13 protein-coding genes are annotated in these 17,864 nt (G+C 43.0%); 7 read left to right on the top strand and 6 right to left on the bottom strand.

Translation table 11 applies throughout. The features are described from left to right. Positions 1 to 21 precede the first annotated feature (21 nt). Genes ACOOE0_RS00665 through ACOOE0_RS00680 form a run of 4 tightly spaced genes read left to right on the top strand, consistent with a single transcriptional unit; the run spans position 22 to position 2,662 of the window. A complete protein-coding gene (locus ACOOE0_RS00665) occupies positions 22 to 1,266 on the top strand; it encodes an ATP-binding cassette domain-containing protein (RefSeq protein WP_420400569.1) in 1,245 nt (414 codons plus the stop codon). A 7-nt stretch (positions 1,267 to 1,273) separates the two neighbouring features. Beyond that, positions 1,274 to 1,813 (top strand): DinB family protein, encoded by a 540-nt coding sequence (locus ACOOE0_RS00670; protein WP_420400570.1) that lies wholly within the window; start codon positions 1,274 to 1,276, stop codon positions 1,811 to 1,813. Next, the gene (locus tag ACOOE0_RS00675) at positions 1,810 to 2,328 is read left to right on the top strand and encodes a GNAT family N-acetyltransferase (protein WP_420400571.1); all 519 of its coding nucleotides are present in this window, start codon (positions 1,810 to 1,812) and stop codon (positions 2,326 to 2,328) included. Before ACOOE0_RS00670 ends, ACOOE0_RS00675 begins: the two co-directional genes overlap by 4 nt. Before the next feature lie 10 nt (positions 2,329 to 2,338). Beyond that, on the top strand, positions 2,339 to 2,662 hold the full coding sequence (locus ACOOE0_RS00680; RefSeq protein WP_420400572.1) for a hypothetical protein: 324 nt from the start codon (positions 2,339 to 2,341) through the stop codon (positions 2,660 to 2,662). 50 nt (positions 2,663 to 2,712) lie between these two features. Here ACOOE0_RS00680 and secDF read toward each other — a convergent pair whose 3' ends face one another. Both secDF and mdh read right to left on the bottom strand, forming a co-directional pair. Continuing rightward, positions 2,713 to 5,682: a protein translocase subunit SecDF gene (gene secDF / locus ACOOE0_RS00685; protein ID WP_420400573.1), complete on the bottom strand. Its 2,970-nt coding sequence runs from the start codon at positions 5,680 to 5,682 to the stop codon at positions 2,713 to 2,715. Between the two features lie 214 nt (positions 5,683 to 5,896). Next, positions 5,897 to 6,823: a malate dehydrogenase gene (gene mdh / locus ACOOE0_RS00690; RefSeq protein ID WP_420400574.1), complete on the bottom strand. Its 927-nt coding sequence runs from the start codon at positions 6,821 to 6,823 to the stop codon at positions 5,897 to 5,899. A 247-nt stretch (positions 6,824 to 7,070) separates the two neighbouring features. Here mdh and ACOOE0_RS00695 point away from each other — a divergent pair, with 247 nt between their 5' ends. Then, a complete protein-coding gene (locus ACOOE0_RS00695; protein ID WP_420400575.1) occupies positions 7,071 to 7,442 on the top strand; it encodes a hypothetical protein in 372 nt (123 codons plus the stop codon). A gap of 82 nt (positions 7,443 to 7,524) precedes the next feature. Here ACOOE0_RS00695 and ACOOE0_RS00700 read toward each other — a convergent pair whose 3' ends face one another. Then, positions 7,525 to 8,535, bottom strand: a complete 1,011-nt coding sequence (locus ACOOE0_RS00700) for a DUF6588 family protein (RefSeq protein ID WP_420400576.1) — start codon at positions 8,533 to 8,535, stop codon at positions 7,525 to 7,527. A gap of 268 nt (positions 8,536 to 8,803) precedes the next feature. Here ACOOE0_RS00700 and ACOOE0_RS00705 point away from each other — a divergent pair, with 268 nt between their 5' ends. Beyond that, positions 8,804 to 11,380, top strand: a complete 2,577-nt coding sequence (locus tag ACOOE0_RS00705; RefSeq protein ID WP_420400577.1) for an alpha/beta fold hydrolase — start codon at positions 8,804 to 8,806, stop codon at positions 11,378 to 11,380. Positions 11,381 to 11,452: 72 nt separating this feature from the next. Here ACOOE0_RS00705 and gyrB read toward each other — a convergent pair whose 3' ends face one another. Both gyrB and asnB read right to left on the bottom strand, forming a co-directional pair. Beyond that, on the bottom strand, positions 11,453 to 13,393 hold the full coding sequence (gene gyrB / locus ACOOE0_RS00710) for a DNA topoisomerase (ATP-hydrolyzing) subunit B (protein WP_420400578.1): 1,941 nt from the start codon (positions 13,391 to 13,393) through the stop codon (positions 11,453 to 11,455). Between the two features lie 238 nt (positions 13,394 to 13,631). Beyond that, a complete protein-coding gene (gene asnB / locus ACOOE0_RS00715) occupies positions 13,632 to 15,302 on the bottom strand; it encodes an asparagine synthase B (RefSeq protein WP_420400579.1) in 1,671 nt (556 codons plus the stop codon). Between the two features lie 245 nt (positions 15,303 to 15,547). Between asnB and ACOOE0_RS00720 the strand changes: the two genes are divergently transcribed. Further along, on the top strand, positions 15,548 to 16,090 hold the full coding sequence (locus ACOOE0_RS00720; RefSeq protein ID WP_420400580.1) for a DUF2911 domain-containing protein: 543 nt from the start codon (positions 15,548 to 15,550) through the stop codon (positions 16,088 to 16,090). A gap of 45 nt (positions 16,091 to 16,135) precedes the next feature. Here ACOOE0_RS00720 and ACOOE0_RS00725 read toward each other — a convergent pair whose 3' ends face one another. Next, complete coding sequence (locus ACOOE0_RS00725) at positions 16,136 to 17,758, bottom strand: amidohydrolase (RefSeq protein ID WP_420400581.1); 1,623 nt, start codon at positions 17,756 to 17,758, stop codon at positions 16,136 to 16,138. Between the last annotated feature and the right edge of the window lie 106 nt (positions 17,759 to 17,864).

Below are 17,864 nucleotides of genomic sequence, written 5' to 3' on the forward strand. Positions count from 1 at the left end.
TTAAAATCCTTTATTTGAGGGATGAACCAACCTAAAAACTACGCCGTACTCACTAACAACACCTCCAAGACCAAGAATTTGGTCCACAGCTTATTAAATGGTCCAATACCCAATGGGTTTGAAGCATTGGAGAATAAAGCCGGCTTGCTTTTTTCACGTTCGGAAATCCACCGTTTTATGGATGAGGAAGAACGGCATGATGTAAAAATCATCACTCAGGACACCCAACAACCCCTAAAGACCATGAGCAGTGGCGAGCAAAAGAAAGCTTTACTCCGCTATTTGCTCTCCCAAAGTCCCGATTTTTTGGTCCTGGTGAACCCCTTTGACAACTTGGATGTTGCTACCCAGGCAAGTCTTAAGGAGCAGCTCCTCACCATATCAAAAACCACGGTTTTGGTGCAGATGGTAAGCAGACTGGAGGATGTCCTCCCCATTACCTCCAACTATTTCAAACTGGAAAATGGCAGTTTAAGCAGGTATGCTGATTCAGAAGCATTTTTTAAGGCCAACCAAACTGGAACTTTGGGTTTCCAACTCCCCATTCCGCCCCCTATCCAGCAAATCAATGTGGAGTCAGAAACCTTGGTGGTATTCAAAAATGTGTCCGTCAGTTTTGATGGACGGCAAGTATTGAAAGACATCTGTTGGACCATAAAGCAGGGGGAATTTTGGCAACTTATAGGCCCCAATGGCAGTGGCAAGACCACCCTTTTGTCCATGGTTACAGGAGACAGTCATAAAGGGTATGGTAAAGATTTAACCTTGTTTGGACAAAAAAAGGGAAGCGGGGAAAGTGTATGGGACCTTAAAAGCAAGATTGGCTATTTTACTCCTGCCATGACCGATAAGTTTAATGGATACCACAGTGTGGAAAATATGCTGGTTTCCGGATTTCATGATTCAGTGGGGTTGTATATAAGACCGTCTGACCATGAAAAGAGAGTGGCCAAGGAATGGCTGAAACTACTGGGCTTAGAACACAAAAAAGACATCCAGTTTTTGGAACTGACACAAGGTCAAAAACGATTGGTAATGACAGCCCGTGCCATGGTAAAACATCCTCCTTTGCTCATTCTGGACGAACCAACCGCTGGATTGGATGACGCCAATGCGGCCCTATTCATAGCCTTGGTGAACAAGATTTCCAATGAGAGCAATACCACCATAGTTTTTGTATCCCATAGAAAAGAGGTTGGATTGGAACCCCAATTTGATTACATTTTGGAAATGGGCGAATCCGGTTCCACCGGAAGCGTCAAATAAGCCAAGAATGAAAAAGGAAGAAATCATTCAACAACTAAAGCAGAACCATCAAGCTTTTGCAAAAAAATTGGAAAGTCTGAGTAATGAGGATTTTATCCGAATTCCGGGCCCTAAATGGACTGCAGGCCAACAATTGGACCACATTCTGAAATCTGTAGTTCCCTCAGCAAAAATTTTCAATACCCCGCCCAAGGTCCTGGAGGAAAAATTTGGATTGGCCCAAAACCCAAGTCGTAGCTACCAAACATTGGTGGATGACTATCTGAAAGTTCTGGAAAATTTGAAGGATTTTGTGTTACCCGAGCGATTCGTCCCCACTAAAATCACCATTGAAAATCGAGGCCAAACGCTTTCAGAATTGCTAGCAGCAATAGAATCCCTAAATCAAGGACTTCAGCTCTTTGACGAAGCGGTTTTGGATTCGCAAAGGATTGTCCATCCCGCCATGGGGAAGTTAACCTTACGGGAAATGCTGTACTTTACCATATACCATGTAACCCATCATGACCATCAAATATTGGAGAATCTAGAAAAATACCCAGCATGATTCAATTGAGGGAGGCGCATACAAAGGATGCAGCTGTTATTGCCTTGTTGGCCAGAGTAACCTTTACCGAAACCTTTGGGCATTACTTTAGGGATCCAAGCGATTTGGATCAATATCTTAACCAAACTTTTGGGGTTACTAAATTGCGAACTAGCCTATCCAAGCCCAATAATGTGTTTTGGCTGGCCTATATGGATGAGCTCCCTGTTGGATATGCCAAACTAAAACGCCACTCCCCTTCCCCTTTTTTGAACTCGAATAAGGTTTGTCAACTGCAGAAAATCTATGTATTGAAGGATTTTTTATCCCAAAAAGTCGGGTTGGCACTCCAAGAAATTCTCCTGAATAGAGCACAAGAAGAAGGTTTTCAAAAAATTTGGCTCTCGGTACTCAAAGAAAACGAACGGGCTATTCGATTTTACGCCAAAAATGGTTTTGACACCTTTGGTGACCATGATTTCAGTATAGGTCAGGAAGATTTTGAATTTCAGGTGATGGCCAAGGATTTATCTTAAATTTGATAGTATGCGGGAAGAGGTCTTAAAAATTTATGATGAAGTGGTAGCCACCAATCCCAATTTTGAGCGAAAGGGTAAAACCATGCCCTATACCTCCGCCAACGGATATATGTTTTCGCTACTGAATAAGGATGGGGAATTAGGTATTAGACTTTCCAAAGAGGATATTCAAACCTTTGACCAAGATTATGGGGCGCGTCCATTCAAATCCCACGGAGCCACCATGCGGGAATATGTTCTGATTCCCGAATCGGTATTGAAAGACAAGACCCAACTTGGAGCTTATATTCAAAAGGGCTACGAATATGTTTGTTCCCTACCTCCCAAATGAAAAAGCCATCTGAAAACAGACGGCTTTTTCGACCAAATATAAATTCTCAACTACTCTCTAGCTGAGCCAATTTTCCTTTTCAAGGCATCAAACATAATCGGTGTTGCAATGAAAACAGAGGAATAGGTACCTACCAAAACCCCTACAATCATAGCGAACATAAATCCTCTTAAACTCTCTCCGCCAAAAACAAAGATAGCCAAAAGCACGATCAAAGTCGTAAGTGAGGTATTCAACGTACGGCTCAAGGTACTGTTCAACGCTTGGTTGATATTCTGCCCATTATTCCATCCTTTGAGGTTCACAATTTCCCGAATACGGTCGAACACGACCACTGTATCGTTCAGGGAGTACCCAATTACGGTTAGGATCGCCGCAATAAAGGCTTGGTCAATCTCCATGTTGAACGGCATGATCTTACCGGTCAATGAGAATATCCCCAATACAATCATTACATCGTGGAATACCGCTATCACAGCACCCAAAGAGAATTGCCATTTTCTAAATCGTAAAAGAATGTAGAGGAACACCACTGCCAAAGAACCGATAATGGCCAAGAACGCATTGTTCTTGATATCATCCGCAATGGTTGGCCCCACTTTTTTGGATTGGACAATTCCAAGTGCCTTGTCAGATGCAGCACTCAATGTAAACTCATCATAAGAAGTGCCATCTGGCAAGTATTTTTGAAGCGAGGTGTATAGTTTGTCCTGAATCTCATTATCCACTTCAATCCCCTCGACATCCACCTTATAAGGAGTAGTGATCATAATCTGATTAGCCTCCCCAAAAGTTTTCACATTAGTGCCACTTCCAAAGACATCGTTCAATTCTGATGCAATTTCAGATGGATTTACTGCTTTTTCAAAACGAACTTGATACGATCTTCCCCCCACAAAGTCCACACCTTGCTGCAAGCCCGTGGTAAACAAAGAGAACGCTCCAATACCAACTAATATCACAGAAACTACATAGGCAATTTTACGTTTGCCCAAGAAGTTGATCTTCATATTGGTAAACAAGCCCTTGGTCATCGCCGTAGAGAAATCCAAGCTTCTGCCTTTTTTGGCGATATAGGTATCTACCATCAATCTAGTGATGAAGATAGCGGTGAACAGGGAAGTTACAATACCAATCAAAAGGGTTGTTGCAAATCCTTTAATGGGACCTGAACCGAAAATGAATAGGATAATCGCCGTTAAACCGGTAGTGATGTTGGCATCCAAGATGGAAGACAATGCATTGCTGAAACCATCCGCCACGGCTTGACCCTTGCCCTTGCCGCGCGCCAATTCTTCCTTGATTCGTTCAAAGATCAGTACGTTCGCATCCACAGACATACCAATGGTCAATACGATACCTGCAATTCCAGGGAGTGTCAAAACAGCTCCAAGACTGGTCAATACCCCAAAAATTAGGACTATGTTCAAAATCAATGCGATGTCAGCAAAGATTCCAGCTTTACCGTAATAGAATATCATCCATAGCAACACAAAGGCCATGGCGATCAAGAAGGACATGAAACCGCTATCGATAGCCTCTTGACCCAAAGATGGCCCAACTACTTCCGATTGGATAATTTCCGCTTGAGCAGGAAGCTTTCCAGCTCTCAATACGTTGGCAATATCCTTAGTCTCGTTGACCGTAAAGGTTCCAGTGATTTCAGAACGTCCGCCAGATATGGGTCCGTTGGTAACTCCTGGTGCCGTATATACTTTACCGTCCAATACAATGGCAATACCTGTTTGGTTGTTGTAAGCATCCCCTGTTAACTTTTCCCAATCCTTGGCCCCTTTGGTATTCATGGTCATGCTTACCGCAGGCTTGTTGTACTGGTCAAAAGTATCCTGTGCATCAGATACTACATCCCCACTAATTCTAGGAACGTTATCCCTGTTGGATTTAAGCGCGTATAACTCAGCAATCTCCGAATCCTTTGCAGGACGCTCCCATAAAAATTTGGTGAACTGGACATCAGCAGGTAACAACCTTCTAATTTCTCTCATTCTAAGATATCCACCAATCTCAGCGGTATCAGAAACCAATGCTCTTGCAATGGCATGGCTGCCAGGATTACCTGGAATCAGTTTGCCCAGCAATGGATTTACCTGAGGGGTCAAGTCCAAGGAATCTTGGGCTACATCGGACAACAAGGAATCAATCTCTGATTCCGGAGTAGCCTGCGCTTCCACTTCTTCCTCAACGGGCTCCAAAATCTCTTTTAAACGTTCGTTGGCGTTCACAAAAAACGCACCCAAACTTTGATTGCTTTGCTGATAGGTTTCCCAGAATTCCAATTGTGCTGTACTGGAAAGTAGTTCCTGTGCTCTGGCAATGTCCCTTGCTCCAGGCAGTTCAACCAGAATACGACCGGAATTCCCTTCCCGCTGGATGTTGGGTTGGGTTACCCCAAAACCATCGATACGCTCACGCAATACCTCAAATGCAGAAACAATGGCCTCATCAATTTTGGTTCGGATAATGGGCTTCACCTGGTCATCTGTCATCTGGAAGTTGACCACATCGCTTAGCCCCTTATTGGCGAAAATATCAGGAGAAGCCAATTTGGTATCCCCCTTGATAGCATCAAATGCATCAAAAAACAGTTCCAAATAGGTATCAGGGCTACTCTTGGATGCAGTATCCGCATCATCCAAAGCCTTATTGAAAACGGGATTTTTGGAATTATTTGCCAAACCTTGCAAGATATCCCTAACGGAAATCTGGAGGGTTACGTTGATACCCCCTTTAAGGTCCAATCCCTTGTTAAGTTCTTTCTTTTTGGCATCATCATAACTGGTAAATCCCAAAATTGGGTTGGTCCCAATGGAATCCAGATACGATGCCTCTAAAGCCTCACGCTTTGCCACATAACCTTCTTCATCTTCCGAAATCTGGCTGATAGCGTAGGTTTCGGCATCCCCTTCCAACTTGCTTGTAATGAAAGTATAGGAAAGCTGATAAACGCTCACCAAACCAAAAAGGAGTGCGAAAAGCTTTATAAGTCCTTTATTTTGCATTGATTATTAAATTTTTATGATGTTTTGCTAAACAGCGTGCAAATATATCATTTCCCATAAGATTTGCCAATAGAAATTATGGGAATTGCAATAAGCAACTGGCGGGAATACTGTTAAAACAAAAATGTCATTTCGACGCTGGTCAAAATCCATCCACAACAGACAGATTTCTCGCTCACGCTCGAAATGACATTTTATAGAGTGGAAATTCAGCTTAGAGCTGAAGCAATCCGTTGGTTTTTTTCACGCCTTCGGCACTTTCCTGCATTTTGGCTTTTTCAGCATCGCTCAAATCAATTTCCACAATTTTCTCGATACCATTTTTACCTAAAATTACAGGCACCCCAATGCTCAAATCATCCAATCCATACTCTCCTTCCAACAAGGCAGAGCAAGGGAACATTTTCTTTTGGTCGCATGCTATGGCCTGCACCAATCCGGAAACAGCTGCTCCAGGAGCATACCAAGCACTGGTACCCAACAATTTGGTCAATGTAGCGCCACCAACCTTGGTTTCTTCCACCACCCATTGCATTTTGTCTTCTTCAAGAAATTCGGAAACTTTAACGCTGTTTCGGGTAGCATGTCCAATAAGTGGTACCATCCCTTTATCGCTATGTCCGCCGATAACCATACCATCCACATCAGAAATGGGAGATCCCAAAGCCTCAGCTAATCTATATTTGAAACGGGCACTGTCCAAGGCTCCGCCCATTCCGATAATCTTGTTTTTGGGAAGATCAGTGGTTTTGTGTACCAAATAGGTCATGGTGTCCATAGGGTTGCTCACCACAATAATGATGGTATTGGGCGAATGCTCCAACAAGCTGGAAGCAACAGACTTTACAATTCCCGCATTGATTCCAATCAATTCTTCGCGGGTCATTCCAGGTTTACGTGGAATTCCAGAGGTAATTACAGCAATATCGCTACCTGCAGTTTTGGAATAATCACCTGTGGTACCAGTGATTTTGGTATCAAAACCATTCAAAGAGGCCGTTTGCATCAAATCCATGGCCTTACCTTCGGCATAGCCCTCTTTGATATCCAACAAAACCACTTCAGCGGCAAAATTTTTCATGGCAATATATTCGGCACAGCTAGCCCCAACTGCACCTGCTCCAACTACGGTAACTTTCATTTTTATAAGATTTTATTTTAAACGTTCAAAAATAAGGCATTTACGGCAGATAAAACCTGACATTTTACCATTTTAAATTGGATTGGAATCCTCCAACAATTTGTAGGTAAAGTATGTACAATGTTAACAAATTGTGCAGTTCACCGAAGAAATGGCAAAGACCCTTACCATACATCGAATTTCCAACAATACTTGGGTCAAAAAACCCGTTGTATTAGTCCCAAATTACATTTAACCTACTTAACCTATGAAAAAGTTCTTTTCATTGTTGGCCATTGCATCCATAATTGCTGTTAGCAATTGTACCAGTATTCCTGAAAACAACGATCCCATTCTCGGGATTTGGGTAAGGGACGATGTCAATGGAGACGAAAACAAAAATGGAAGTACTTCGCGAGAGGAGTGGATATTCAACGACGTATACCTAGGTCGATATCAAAGCTACTCCAACTCTAGCCTTACTTTTTATACCGATTTTAAATGGTCCGAGGAAAATGGTAAATACACCATTACCTATTCGGATGAACAGGTCACAGATGTTATTGTGAGCCTGGAAGAGACCAGTGACCCTGAAATATTAGCCTTGGAGAACGGTTCTGTCTTCGCCACCAGGGAATAATTGAAGGCACACCATATGAAAATAGGAAGCCCCAACAATTGTTGGGGCTTTCTTTATGTTTTGAGTTGGAATAGCTTGTTTTCTATCTAAATCCGAAGTTGATACCAAAGGTCAAGGTGCTGAATTCCGCAATGTTATAGTCTGCATTGATTCTAAAGAACCCTAGCTTAAGTTTGGTCCCAATGTTTCCGGAAACGCCACTAACCTTATTACTAATATTGAACGGATCATTGTAAACAATGGGTTGGGCAACGGTTTCAATTTCGTATCTACCCAATATGTTCGTATCCGCTTTTCCAGTGATGTAGTTCAATCCTCCATAGAAGTTGATCACGGGCAATCTTGTGGATACCACTGCACTGAAATTCCAAGAGCTGAATTTAGCATCAATTCGTTGGTTTTCCCCATTAATTACATCAGTATTGGTAAAATCGTACTCCCCGCTTAAGTTGGTGTAACCAACAACTGCTGAAATGGCCACAGGCAATAATTTGTCTGCAGGCAGATGTTTGGTAAAATCGTGTTGTACACCAAATCCGTATAACCCAATTTTAACATCGTCGGTGTTGATTTTTGGCAAGAACCTAGCTTTAATCTCGGTTCCCTTGATCAATCCAACGCTAGCCTGAATATATCCGGAAGGCACAAAATTCAAATCTTCGGAAGACAGACCCGAAGGCAGCTCAAAGGTTGCACTAACAGGTTGCCCTTGCACCAATGCATTAATGGCCACATCCACACCTTCAATATCCCCTAAGGCTGTAGCTACTTCCTTGGATGTACTACCATCGACAAACGTAAGATTTTCGTAATCTGCGGTATTTAGGGTAAAGGATTTTTTATCGTCTTTGTTTTTGAAGCCAGTAATATTACCCACGATGGAAATTTCAAATCCACCTAAAGGTTTGGCATCGGCAGAGTTATACCACCCATTGGAGATACTGTAAACACTCGCTTCGGTAACTGGAGCCATCCATGCTGTGGTAAATCGCTCCGCATCATTAAGTCCAGCAGCCAAAATATCATTGAGGTTGGATTGCGCCATTCCCATGGTAGCACTGAACAAAGTAAGTAAAAGAACTATCTTTTTCATCTTGTGAGGTTTTTCCCAAAACTATGAAACTGGGCTTGGGATGCCGACTTTTTGTTGTGAAATGCCCTTATCTATATATTTAGGGGTATTACCGTGATGGCAATACAATAAAACAGGGTCGAAATCGCGCGTATTTTGATGGCTCCCCAACACTGAAAAAATCAGTTGGTTGGCTTATTTATGTTGTCTGTCGCCCCTGCTTTATAAGTAATCTATTCTTTTTGCAGCCCATGGGTCAAATCTTTACTTTTTGACTAAAAATCACTTCATGGTAAAATTCTGGAATTCGAGATTGCTATTGTTTGTTGTCTGTTTTGTTTGCGGCTCACTCTTGCATGCACAAAAAAGACAAGGCAACATTGTTGAATATTTTGGCAAGGAAAAAGTAAACGAAGTCAAAGAGGGCAAGGTAGCCCATGTGTTCAAAGAGGCACTCTATCTGCCCACGAAGCGAAACGCTCTCAATTCCATTTCGTTTCCCAAGGACAAAGTATTCAAGGATTTTTTGATGACCCATAAAACGGTTTATGAAGGTGAGATTGGGCTAGTGGATCATTCAGGAACTGCACAGCGATGGACCAAAATTAAAGTGGATAGCAGCAGCACCTTCAATAGTCCTGTACTACGAGGATCCTACGTTTACCTCAGCTATAAATCCAATAAGGAGGACATTGTTCTTTTTGAAGCTTCGGGCCATACCCAGGCTATCATCAATGGGTTTCCGCATGAGGGGGATTATTATGATTTTGGTTACAGCCTGATTCCCATCAAACTGAAAAAGGGCATCAATGTGTTTGTATTGAAATCGGGGCGCTTCCCTCGCGTGCGCGCACGATTGATCAAACCAAAATCACCCGTGCTTATGACCCAACGGGACATGACTTTACCTGATCTTTTGATTGGTGAAGAGACTAAGTATAAAGGAGCTATTAGAGTCATCAACGCTTCTGATACCTGGGTGAAAAAGCATCAGATTCAGGTTGCGCATCAAGGAAGGGAATCAATCTCCAAAATTCCGACAATTCCCCCTATGAGTGTAAGAAAGGTGGCTTTTGAAATTCCAGCCGTGGAAGGAAATGCCACCACCCAGAATTCAACTCTTGAATTAAGGCTAATCAGCGGTTCGCAACAGGCTCTGGATGATCAGGAAATAGCGATACACATCAAATCCAAACACGATAAGCACAAACGCACTTTTATAAGTCAAATTGATGGCAGTGCGCAATATTTTAGTGTAGCACCCTCATCTAAACATGATTTGGAAGATGGGGCTTTGTTCCTTTCGGTTCACGGTGCATCTGTAGAGGCAGTAAACCAAGCCAACGCCTATAAACAAAAGGATTGGGGCCATGTGGTAGCACCTACCAATAGAAGGCCTTTCGGTTTTGCTTGGGAGGACTGGGGGCGTTTGGATGCCTTGGAAGTATTGAAAGAAGGCAAGAGAATCTACCAACCAAATCCACAAAAAATATATTTGACAGGTCACTCTATGGGAGGTCATGGCACCTGGTACTTAGGAGCCACTTATCCGGATAAATTTGCGGCCATTGCGCCTTGTGCAGGCTATCCTGATCTACTGGGCTATCGGGACAGTTTTGTAAAAAGGGCCTTAAGTGCCAGTGAAGAGGAGCTTAAACGCTGGGGTATTACGCCCAAAATGTTGGAGGAAATGCAAAAGAAGCCACAACTCACGGATATGGATCAAATGATTTTGCGTGCAGGAAATCCGAGTAGAACCTTAAAATTGAAACGAAATTACCTGCAGCAGGGAATTTATGTATTGCACGGAGAAAAAGACAACGTAGTGCCCACTTTCATTGCTCGGGAAATGCGGGAAGTATTGGGTACGTTCCATTCTGATTTCACCTATTACGAATATCCTGGGGGAACCCACTGGTATGGAGATCACAGTATGGATTGGCCGCCTATTTTTGACTTGTTCAAACAGCGAACTATTCCCATAGATTCCACCATCCAAAAGATGGAATTTTACACGGCCTCTCCTGGAGTTTCAGCCACTTCCCATTTTGCAACCATAATCCAACAGCAAAAACCCTTGGAGATTAGTTCCATTGATTTCAACAAAGAAGATGGGGTCAAAATAGATACGGAAAATATCTCTGTTCTCAAGCTGGATTTGGATGCCATGGGGACGAGCAATGGTACGCTCCAAATTGATAAGGACACCTTGGAAATCCCGTCAGTCGGTAAAATCTATTTACACCACACCAATGGATCATGGAGGGTAGGAAACGCGCCATCATCCAAGGAAAAAGGGCCACATAGAAATGGTGGTTTCAAGGATGCCTTTAGAAATGAAATGGTCTTTGTTTATGCCACAAAAGGAACCGCCCAAGAAAATGAATGGTATTTTAACAAGGCACGACTGGATGCTGAAACATTTTATTATAGAGCCAATGGATCTGTGGAATTGGTGGCGGATGTGGATTTTAGCGGAAAGGCCTATCCGAATAGAAATATTGTCATTTATGGAAATAGCGACAACAACTCGGCTTGGAGCAAACTCATGAAGCACTTTCCGGTTCAGGTCAAAAACAATCAAGTTACGCTTGACGGAAAAGAAGTAAAAGGGAACCAATGGGGGCTCTATTTTATTGCCCCTAGACAGGATAGCGACACAGCAAGTATTGGGGTAGTCAGCGCAACAGGGGCAAATGGGATGAAGGCCATTTATAGCAACCATTATCTATTGAACGGAACCTCATACCCCGATTTGCTCTTGTTTAGCAATGGAATTATGGATTATGGAACTGATGCTGTAAAATGCGCTGGATTTTTTGGCAATGACTGGTCTTTTGAGCGGGGCGAGTTTACATGGAACTAACCAACCACAAATATCCAACCATAAAAAAATCCCAGGGCAACCTGGGATTTTTTGTTTATCGATTGAACACTATTATGCGTCTATGTTCGCATAAACCGCATTTTTCTCTATGAATTCACGTCTTGGTGGAACCTCATCCCCCATCAACATGGAAAAGATTCGGTCTGTCTCCGTGGCATTTTCAATGCTCACCTGACGGAGGGTTCTAAACTCTGGATTCATGGTGGTATCCCAAAGTTGCTCTGCGTTCATCTCCCCAAGACCTTTGTAACGTTGGATGCTTGCTCCTCCCTTCATGGAATCCACAATCTCATCGCGTTCCTTGTCGTCCCAAGCGTATCGCTTTTTGGAACCTTTTTTCACCAAGTATAATGGTGGGGTAGCGATGTAGACATGTCCATTCTCAATCAATTCCCGCATGTAACGGAAGAAGAAGGTAAGAATCAAAGTCTCAATATGGCTACCGTCCACATCGGCATCACACATGATTACCACTTTGTGGTATCGAAGTTTTTCCAGATTAAGCGCTTTGCTGTCCTCTTCGGTACCGATGGTAACCCCAAGGGCTGTATAAATGTTCTTGATTTCCTCGTTTTCAAAAACCTTGTGCTGCATGGCTTTCTCCACGTTCAAAATCTTACCACGTAATGGCAAAATGGCCTGGAAGTTTCTATCCCTACCCTGTTTGGCCGTTCCTCCCGCAGAATCACCCTCAACCAAGAATACCTCGCACTTGGTAGGATCTTGCTCTGAGCAATCGGAAAGTTTTCCAGGAAGTCCCCCAACACTCATTGGGTTTTTACGTTGGACCATTTCACGCGCCTTGGCAGCTGCGTGACGTGCCTGGGCCGCCAATTTTACCTTTTCTACGATCTGCTTGGCATCATCCGGGTGTTCCTCTAGATAATCCGTAAGCATTTCTGATACCGCCTGGCTGACAGCGCTGGTGACCTCCCTGTTACCCAACTTGGTCTTGGTCTGCCCTTCAAACTGTGGCTCGGCTACTTTTACCGAAACAATAGCGGTCAATCCTTCCCTGAAATCATCCCCTGAAATTTCAAACTTTACTTTATCCAGCAATCCTGAGTTATCCGCATATTTTTTGAGAGTGGTGGTCAATCCCCTTCTAAATCCAGATAAATGGGTACCCCCTTCGTGGGTATTGATGTTATTTACATAGGAATGAAGGTTTTCGGAAAAACCCGTATTGTAGATCATGGCCACTTCCACAGGGATTCCATTCTTCTCACCCTCCATGGAAATCACACTTTGAATGAGCGGCTCGCGGGTTTCGTCCAAAAACTTGATGAATTCCTTGAGACCTTCCTCAGAAAAGAAGGTTTCGGAGATAAATTCTCCTTTTTCGTCCTTGTTTCTCTTATCTGTAAGGGTAATGGTGACTCCCTTGTTCAAATATGACAACTCGCGCATTCTGTTGGCCAAGGTATCATAGCTGTATTCCGTAGTCTGGGTAAAAATGGTATCATCGGGAACAAAGGTCACTATGGTTCCCGTCTCCTTTGTGGTTCCAGTACTCTTTACAGGATACAGGGTTTTTCCTCTTTCGTACTCCTGCTCCCAAATTTTACCTTCCCGATGTACCACCGCTTTTAGATGGCTGGACAGGGCATTCACACAGGACACCCCAACACCGTGAAGACCCCCGGAAACCTTATAGGAATCCTTGTCGAATTTACCTCCGGCCCCAATCTTGGTCATTACAACCTCCAGGGCTGAAACTCCCTCCTTTTTATGAAGGCCAACAGGAATACCCCTACCGTTATCTTTTGTAGTGATTGAATTGTCTTCATTGATAATGACCTCAATGGTATCGCAATAGCCACCCATGGCTTCATCAATGGAATTATCAACCACCTCATATACCAAATGATGTAACCCCCTTGTCCCTACATCTCCAATATACATAGAGGGTCTCATACGCACGTGCTCCATACCCTCAAGGGCCTGGATACTATCCGCGGAATATTGATTTTTTTTAGCTTCTTCGCTCATACATCTGCTTTATTTGCCTTGAAAATTTCAAATCTTACAAATATAACGAATACCCTATGTAAATAGGCGTTTCAGGTCAATTTGACCCCTCAAGTTATCAACAAATAATTGTGGAAAAAGAGAAGCGGAATTTCTAGGAATTTTTCAACCAAAAAGCCCCTTAAAAAAGGGGCTTTTCTGACTAATTGAAAATGAAACAAAACAGCATCTTCCTACTACATAAAATATAATGGGTCGGCTATTTTACGTATGCATCTTCATGAACATTGGCCACGGCCCTTCCTGAAGGGTCATTCATGTTCTTGAAGGCCTCGTCCCACTCCAGGGCAATCTTGGTACTACAGGCCACTGAAGGCTCCTGTGGTACGCTCATTGCCGCCGCATCCGAAGGGAAATGCCCTTCAAAAATGGAACGGTAATAATATTCCTCTTTAGTGGTTGGCGTTTGGATAGGGAACTTAAAGTGGGCATTGGCCAATTGTTGGTCCGTTACCTCTTCTTCCACCAACTCTTTCAAGGTGTCTATCCAACTGTATCCAACTCCGTCAGAGAATTGTTCTTTTTGTCTCCAAGCAACGCTTTCAGGCAAATAGGATTCAAATGCTTTTCTGATTACCCATTTTTCCATACGTTCCCCGTTGATCATCTTGTCCTTGGGGTTGATTCTCATGGCCACATCCATAAATTCTTTATCCAAGAAAGGTACACGGCCTTCAATTCCCCATGCAGCCAATGATTTGTTGGCTCTAAGGCAATCGTACATGTGAAGCTTATCCAGTTTTCTTACGGTTTCTTCATGAAAATCCTTTGCACTTGGTGCTTTGTGAAAATATAAGTAACCACCAAAAAGCTCGTCCGCTCCTTCTCCAGATAACACCATTTTTATTCCCATGGATTTGATGACCCTTGCCATAAGATACATAGGCGTTGAAGCCCTAATAGTTGTGATATCATAGGTTTCAAGATTGTAAATCACGTCTTTGATGGCATCCAATCCTTCCTGGATGGTAAATTTGATTTCGTGATGGATGGTTCCAATATGATCAGCCACCTTTTGTGCAGCAGCCAAATCGGGAGATCCTTCCAAGCCAACTGAAAACGAGTGCAGTTGTGGCCACCATGCTTCTTTGGTGTCGCCGGACTCTATCCGCATTTGGGAATATTTTTTGGCAACGGCGGATGTTACTGAGGAGTCCAATCCACCGGAAAGTAGCACCCCATAAGGCACATCCGACATCAATTGACGGTGAACCGCAGCTTCCAGGGCCTCTTTTAGCGCTGCAATGCTGGTCTCATTTTCTTTTACGGCTTCATACTCCATCCAGTCCCTTTTGTACCATCTTTTGAATTCCCCATCCGAACTATGTAAATAGTGTCCTGGAGGGAACAATTCGATTTTGGAGCAAGTACCCTCCAAAGCTTTCAACTCAGAGGCCACATAAAAAGTCCCTTGTTTATCCCATCCTATATATAGCGGAATGATTCCCATATGGTCTCGGGCGATAAAATACTCATCCTTTTCGCTATCATAAATGGCAAAACCAAATATCCCATTAAGGTCATCCACAAAATCCACCCCTTTTTCTTTATAAAGGGCCAGAATGATCTCGCAGTCCGATTGCGTCTTAAACTGATATTTTCCTTCAAATTGGGCTCTAAGCTCTTTGTGGTTATATATTTCACCGTTGGCTGCCAATACCAATTTTCCATCTTCGCTGAACAACGGTTGTTTCCCCGACACAGGATCCACAATCGCTAATCGCTCATGGGCCAAAATGGCTTTATCGTCCGAATAAATTCCACTCCAATCTGGACCTCTATGCCTTACTTTCTTAGACATTTCCAATAATTGGGGCCTAAGGCTCTCTGTACTTTCTTTCACGTCAAACGCGCATACTATTCCGCACATATCTCTAATAAATTAGTAACAATTTCTGATACAAATATTATTGAATAACGTCAATTATAAAACATTATTGGAATTATTGCTTACATATTTGTATTTAGATTGAGCTTTATTAAAAATTATGTTAGGTTATCAGAGATTATCTCTTGATTCCCTATCACTTTGTAAGTCTTGTTAAATTTTAACGTCTTTTTATAAAATCATCATCCATTAACATCCTAGTTTTGGGATCAACTAAAATCATCATCATGAAAAAATTTCTCTCACTTACCATTTTAATGTTAACACTTACTTTTTCTACGGAGCTTGCCGCCCAAAAGTTTAGCGGTCTAGATATAAGCCCTGCAGATATTGCCACATATCCTTCCAGTTATAGGGTATCGGACAAAGCCATAAAGGTGGTTTATAGCCGACCCAAACTGAAAAAAGATGGGGTTAAAAGAGATCTTGCAGACTTGGCCCCGGTGGGCAAAGTATGGAGAACCGGAGCCAATGAGGCCAGCGAAATTACCTTTTACAAGGATGCCACTGTTGGTGGAAAATCAGTAAAGGCTGGTAGCTACTCCTTATTTACCATTCCTGGAGAAGACGAGTGGACGATTATATTGAACAGCAACCTTAACCAATGGGGTGCCTATTCCTATGATAGTGCAGCTGACGTGATAAGAGTTTCAGCCAAAGCTAGCACGGCCAACGAATCCTTAGATGTTTTTTCCATTGCCTTTGCAGACGATGGAGATATGGTCATGGGTTGGGGAAACACCAGGGTTTCACTGGATATCAGTCTATAAAACAACTCCTAAACGAATATGTAAAGCGGGCCTAAGGGCCCGTTTTTATTTTACCCGTTTTCCCCCTAAAAACACTTGTTCGGCCTGCAAGTTGGGAATCTCCTCCGCAGAAATGGTCATGATATCATTGCTGAGGATGACAAAATCAGCAAATTTCCCTGGTTCCAAACTTCCTTTTTCGTTTTCCTCAAAATTGGAATATGCTGCCCAGATGGTCATTCCCCTAAGTGTTTCTTCACGGGACAAGGCATCCTTCATTTGAAATCCTCCTTCGGGATACTGATCTAAATCTTGACGGGCCACCGCTGCATAGAAGGTCAAGAAAGGGCTCACCCTTTCCACGGGAAAGTCGGTGCCCAAGGCTACAATACCCGCCTTCTCCAACAGCTTTTTAAAGGCGTAAGCTCCTTGGACCCGCTCTGGCCCCAATCGATCTTCCGCCCAGTACATATCGCTTGTGGCATGTGTGGGTTGTACGGACGGGATTACACCTTCCGCAAAATATTCAAAGTCTTCTTCCGAAACAACTTGGGCATGCTCTACTTTCCATCTTCTATCCTTGGTACCATCAAGCGATTTTTTGTAAGCTCTTAGGACCACTATATTGGCAGAATCACCAATGGCATGTGTATTCATTTGATAATCCGAAGCCGCAATACGGGCTGCCAAGGCCTCAATTTGGTCTACAGGGGTGACCATGGCACCAAAATGTCCATGTTGATCCGAATAAGGTGCTTTAAGCGCTGCTCCCCTGGAGCCCAAAGCACCGTCACCATATACCTTTACCGATCGCACGTTAAGTCTATCGGTCTTCAAAATCCCAGCCTGTAAATAGTGATCTATATTTTCTTGGGTGTTGCTGATCATGGCATAGATCCGCATAGACAAGTCCCCCGTTTGGTGCAGGCTATCTATAAGTTCAATGGTGGATTTATGAAGTCCTGCATCGTTCACCGTAGTTAGTCCGTAATTGAAGCACAGGCTTTCGGCATCCTTCAGCGCCTGAATTTGCTCAGCCCTTTGAGGTTGTGGAATTATGTTATCGATTAAGGCCATGGGATTGTCCACCAATACCCCACTTGGTTTACCCCCCTCTAGAATTACTTCTCCCCCATCCATTTTGGTGTGCTCGTCAATTCCAGCCAAATCCAATGCTTTCTGATTCACCAAATAGGCATGGCCATCCACTCGTTGTAAGACCACAGGGGTATCAGGGAATAATTCGTCCAATTGTTTTTTGGTTGGAAACTGCTTGACGTCCCAGTCATTTTGATCCCATCCCCTACCTTGGATAAAATTGGAAGGACGTTCTTTTTGGAAGTCGATTACCTTCTCGATGACCTCATCAAAACTCTTCGTTCCAACCAGATCTACTATCTGTTGATCCAATCCGAGATTGTAAAAATGGCAATGGGCATCAATTAAACCTGGAACAATTGTCTTTGACTGGGCATCCAGGTTTTCTTTGGCATTATATTTTTGTTGTAATTCTTCGGAACTCCCCACGGAAACAATCAATCCGTCCTTTACCACCAAGGCAGCGGCTTTGGAAAACTCGTCATCAACAGTGTAGATATTGGCATTATGGACCAATAAATCTACCTCTTCCTTTGGAGTGCAGGCGACAAGTACGCAAATCAAAAAGAATCCCAAATGATATTTTTTCATGAATCTGAAGGTTTCCATCAAAAATAGAAAAATGTAGCAGTACTATTGGGATCAACTTGTTTATCCATGGGATATAAAAAAATCACCTCTAAAGAGGTGATTTCAA

The organism is Flagellimonas sp. (assembly GCF_965215805.1).
In the GTDB taxonomy this organism is placed as follows: domain Bacteria; phylum Bacteroidota; class Bacteroidia; order Flavobacteriales; family Flavobacteriaceae; genus Flagellimonas.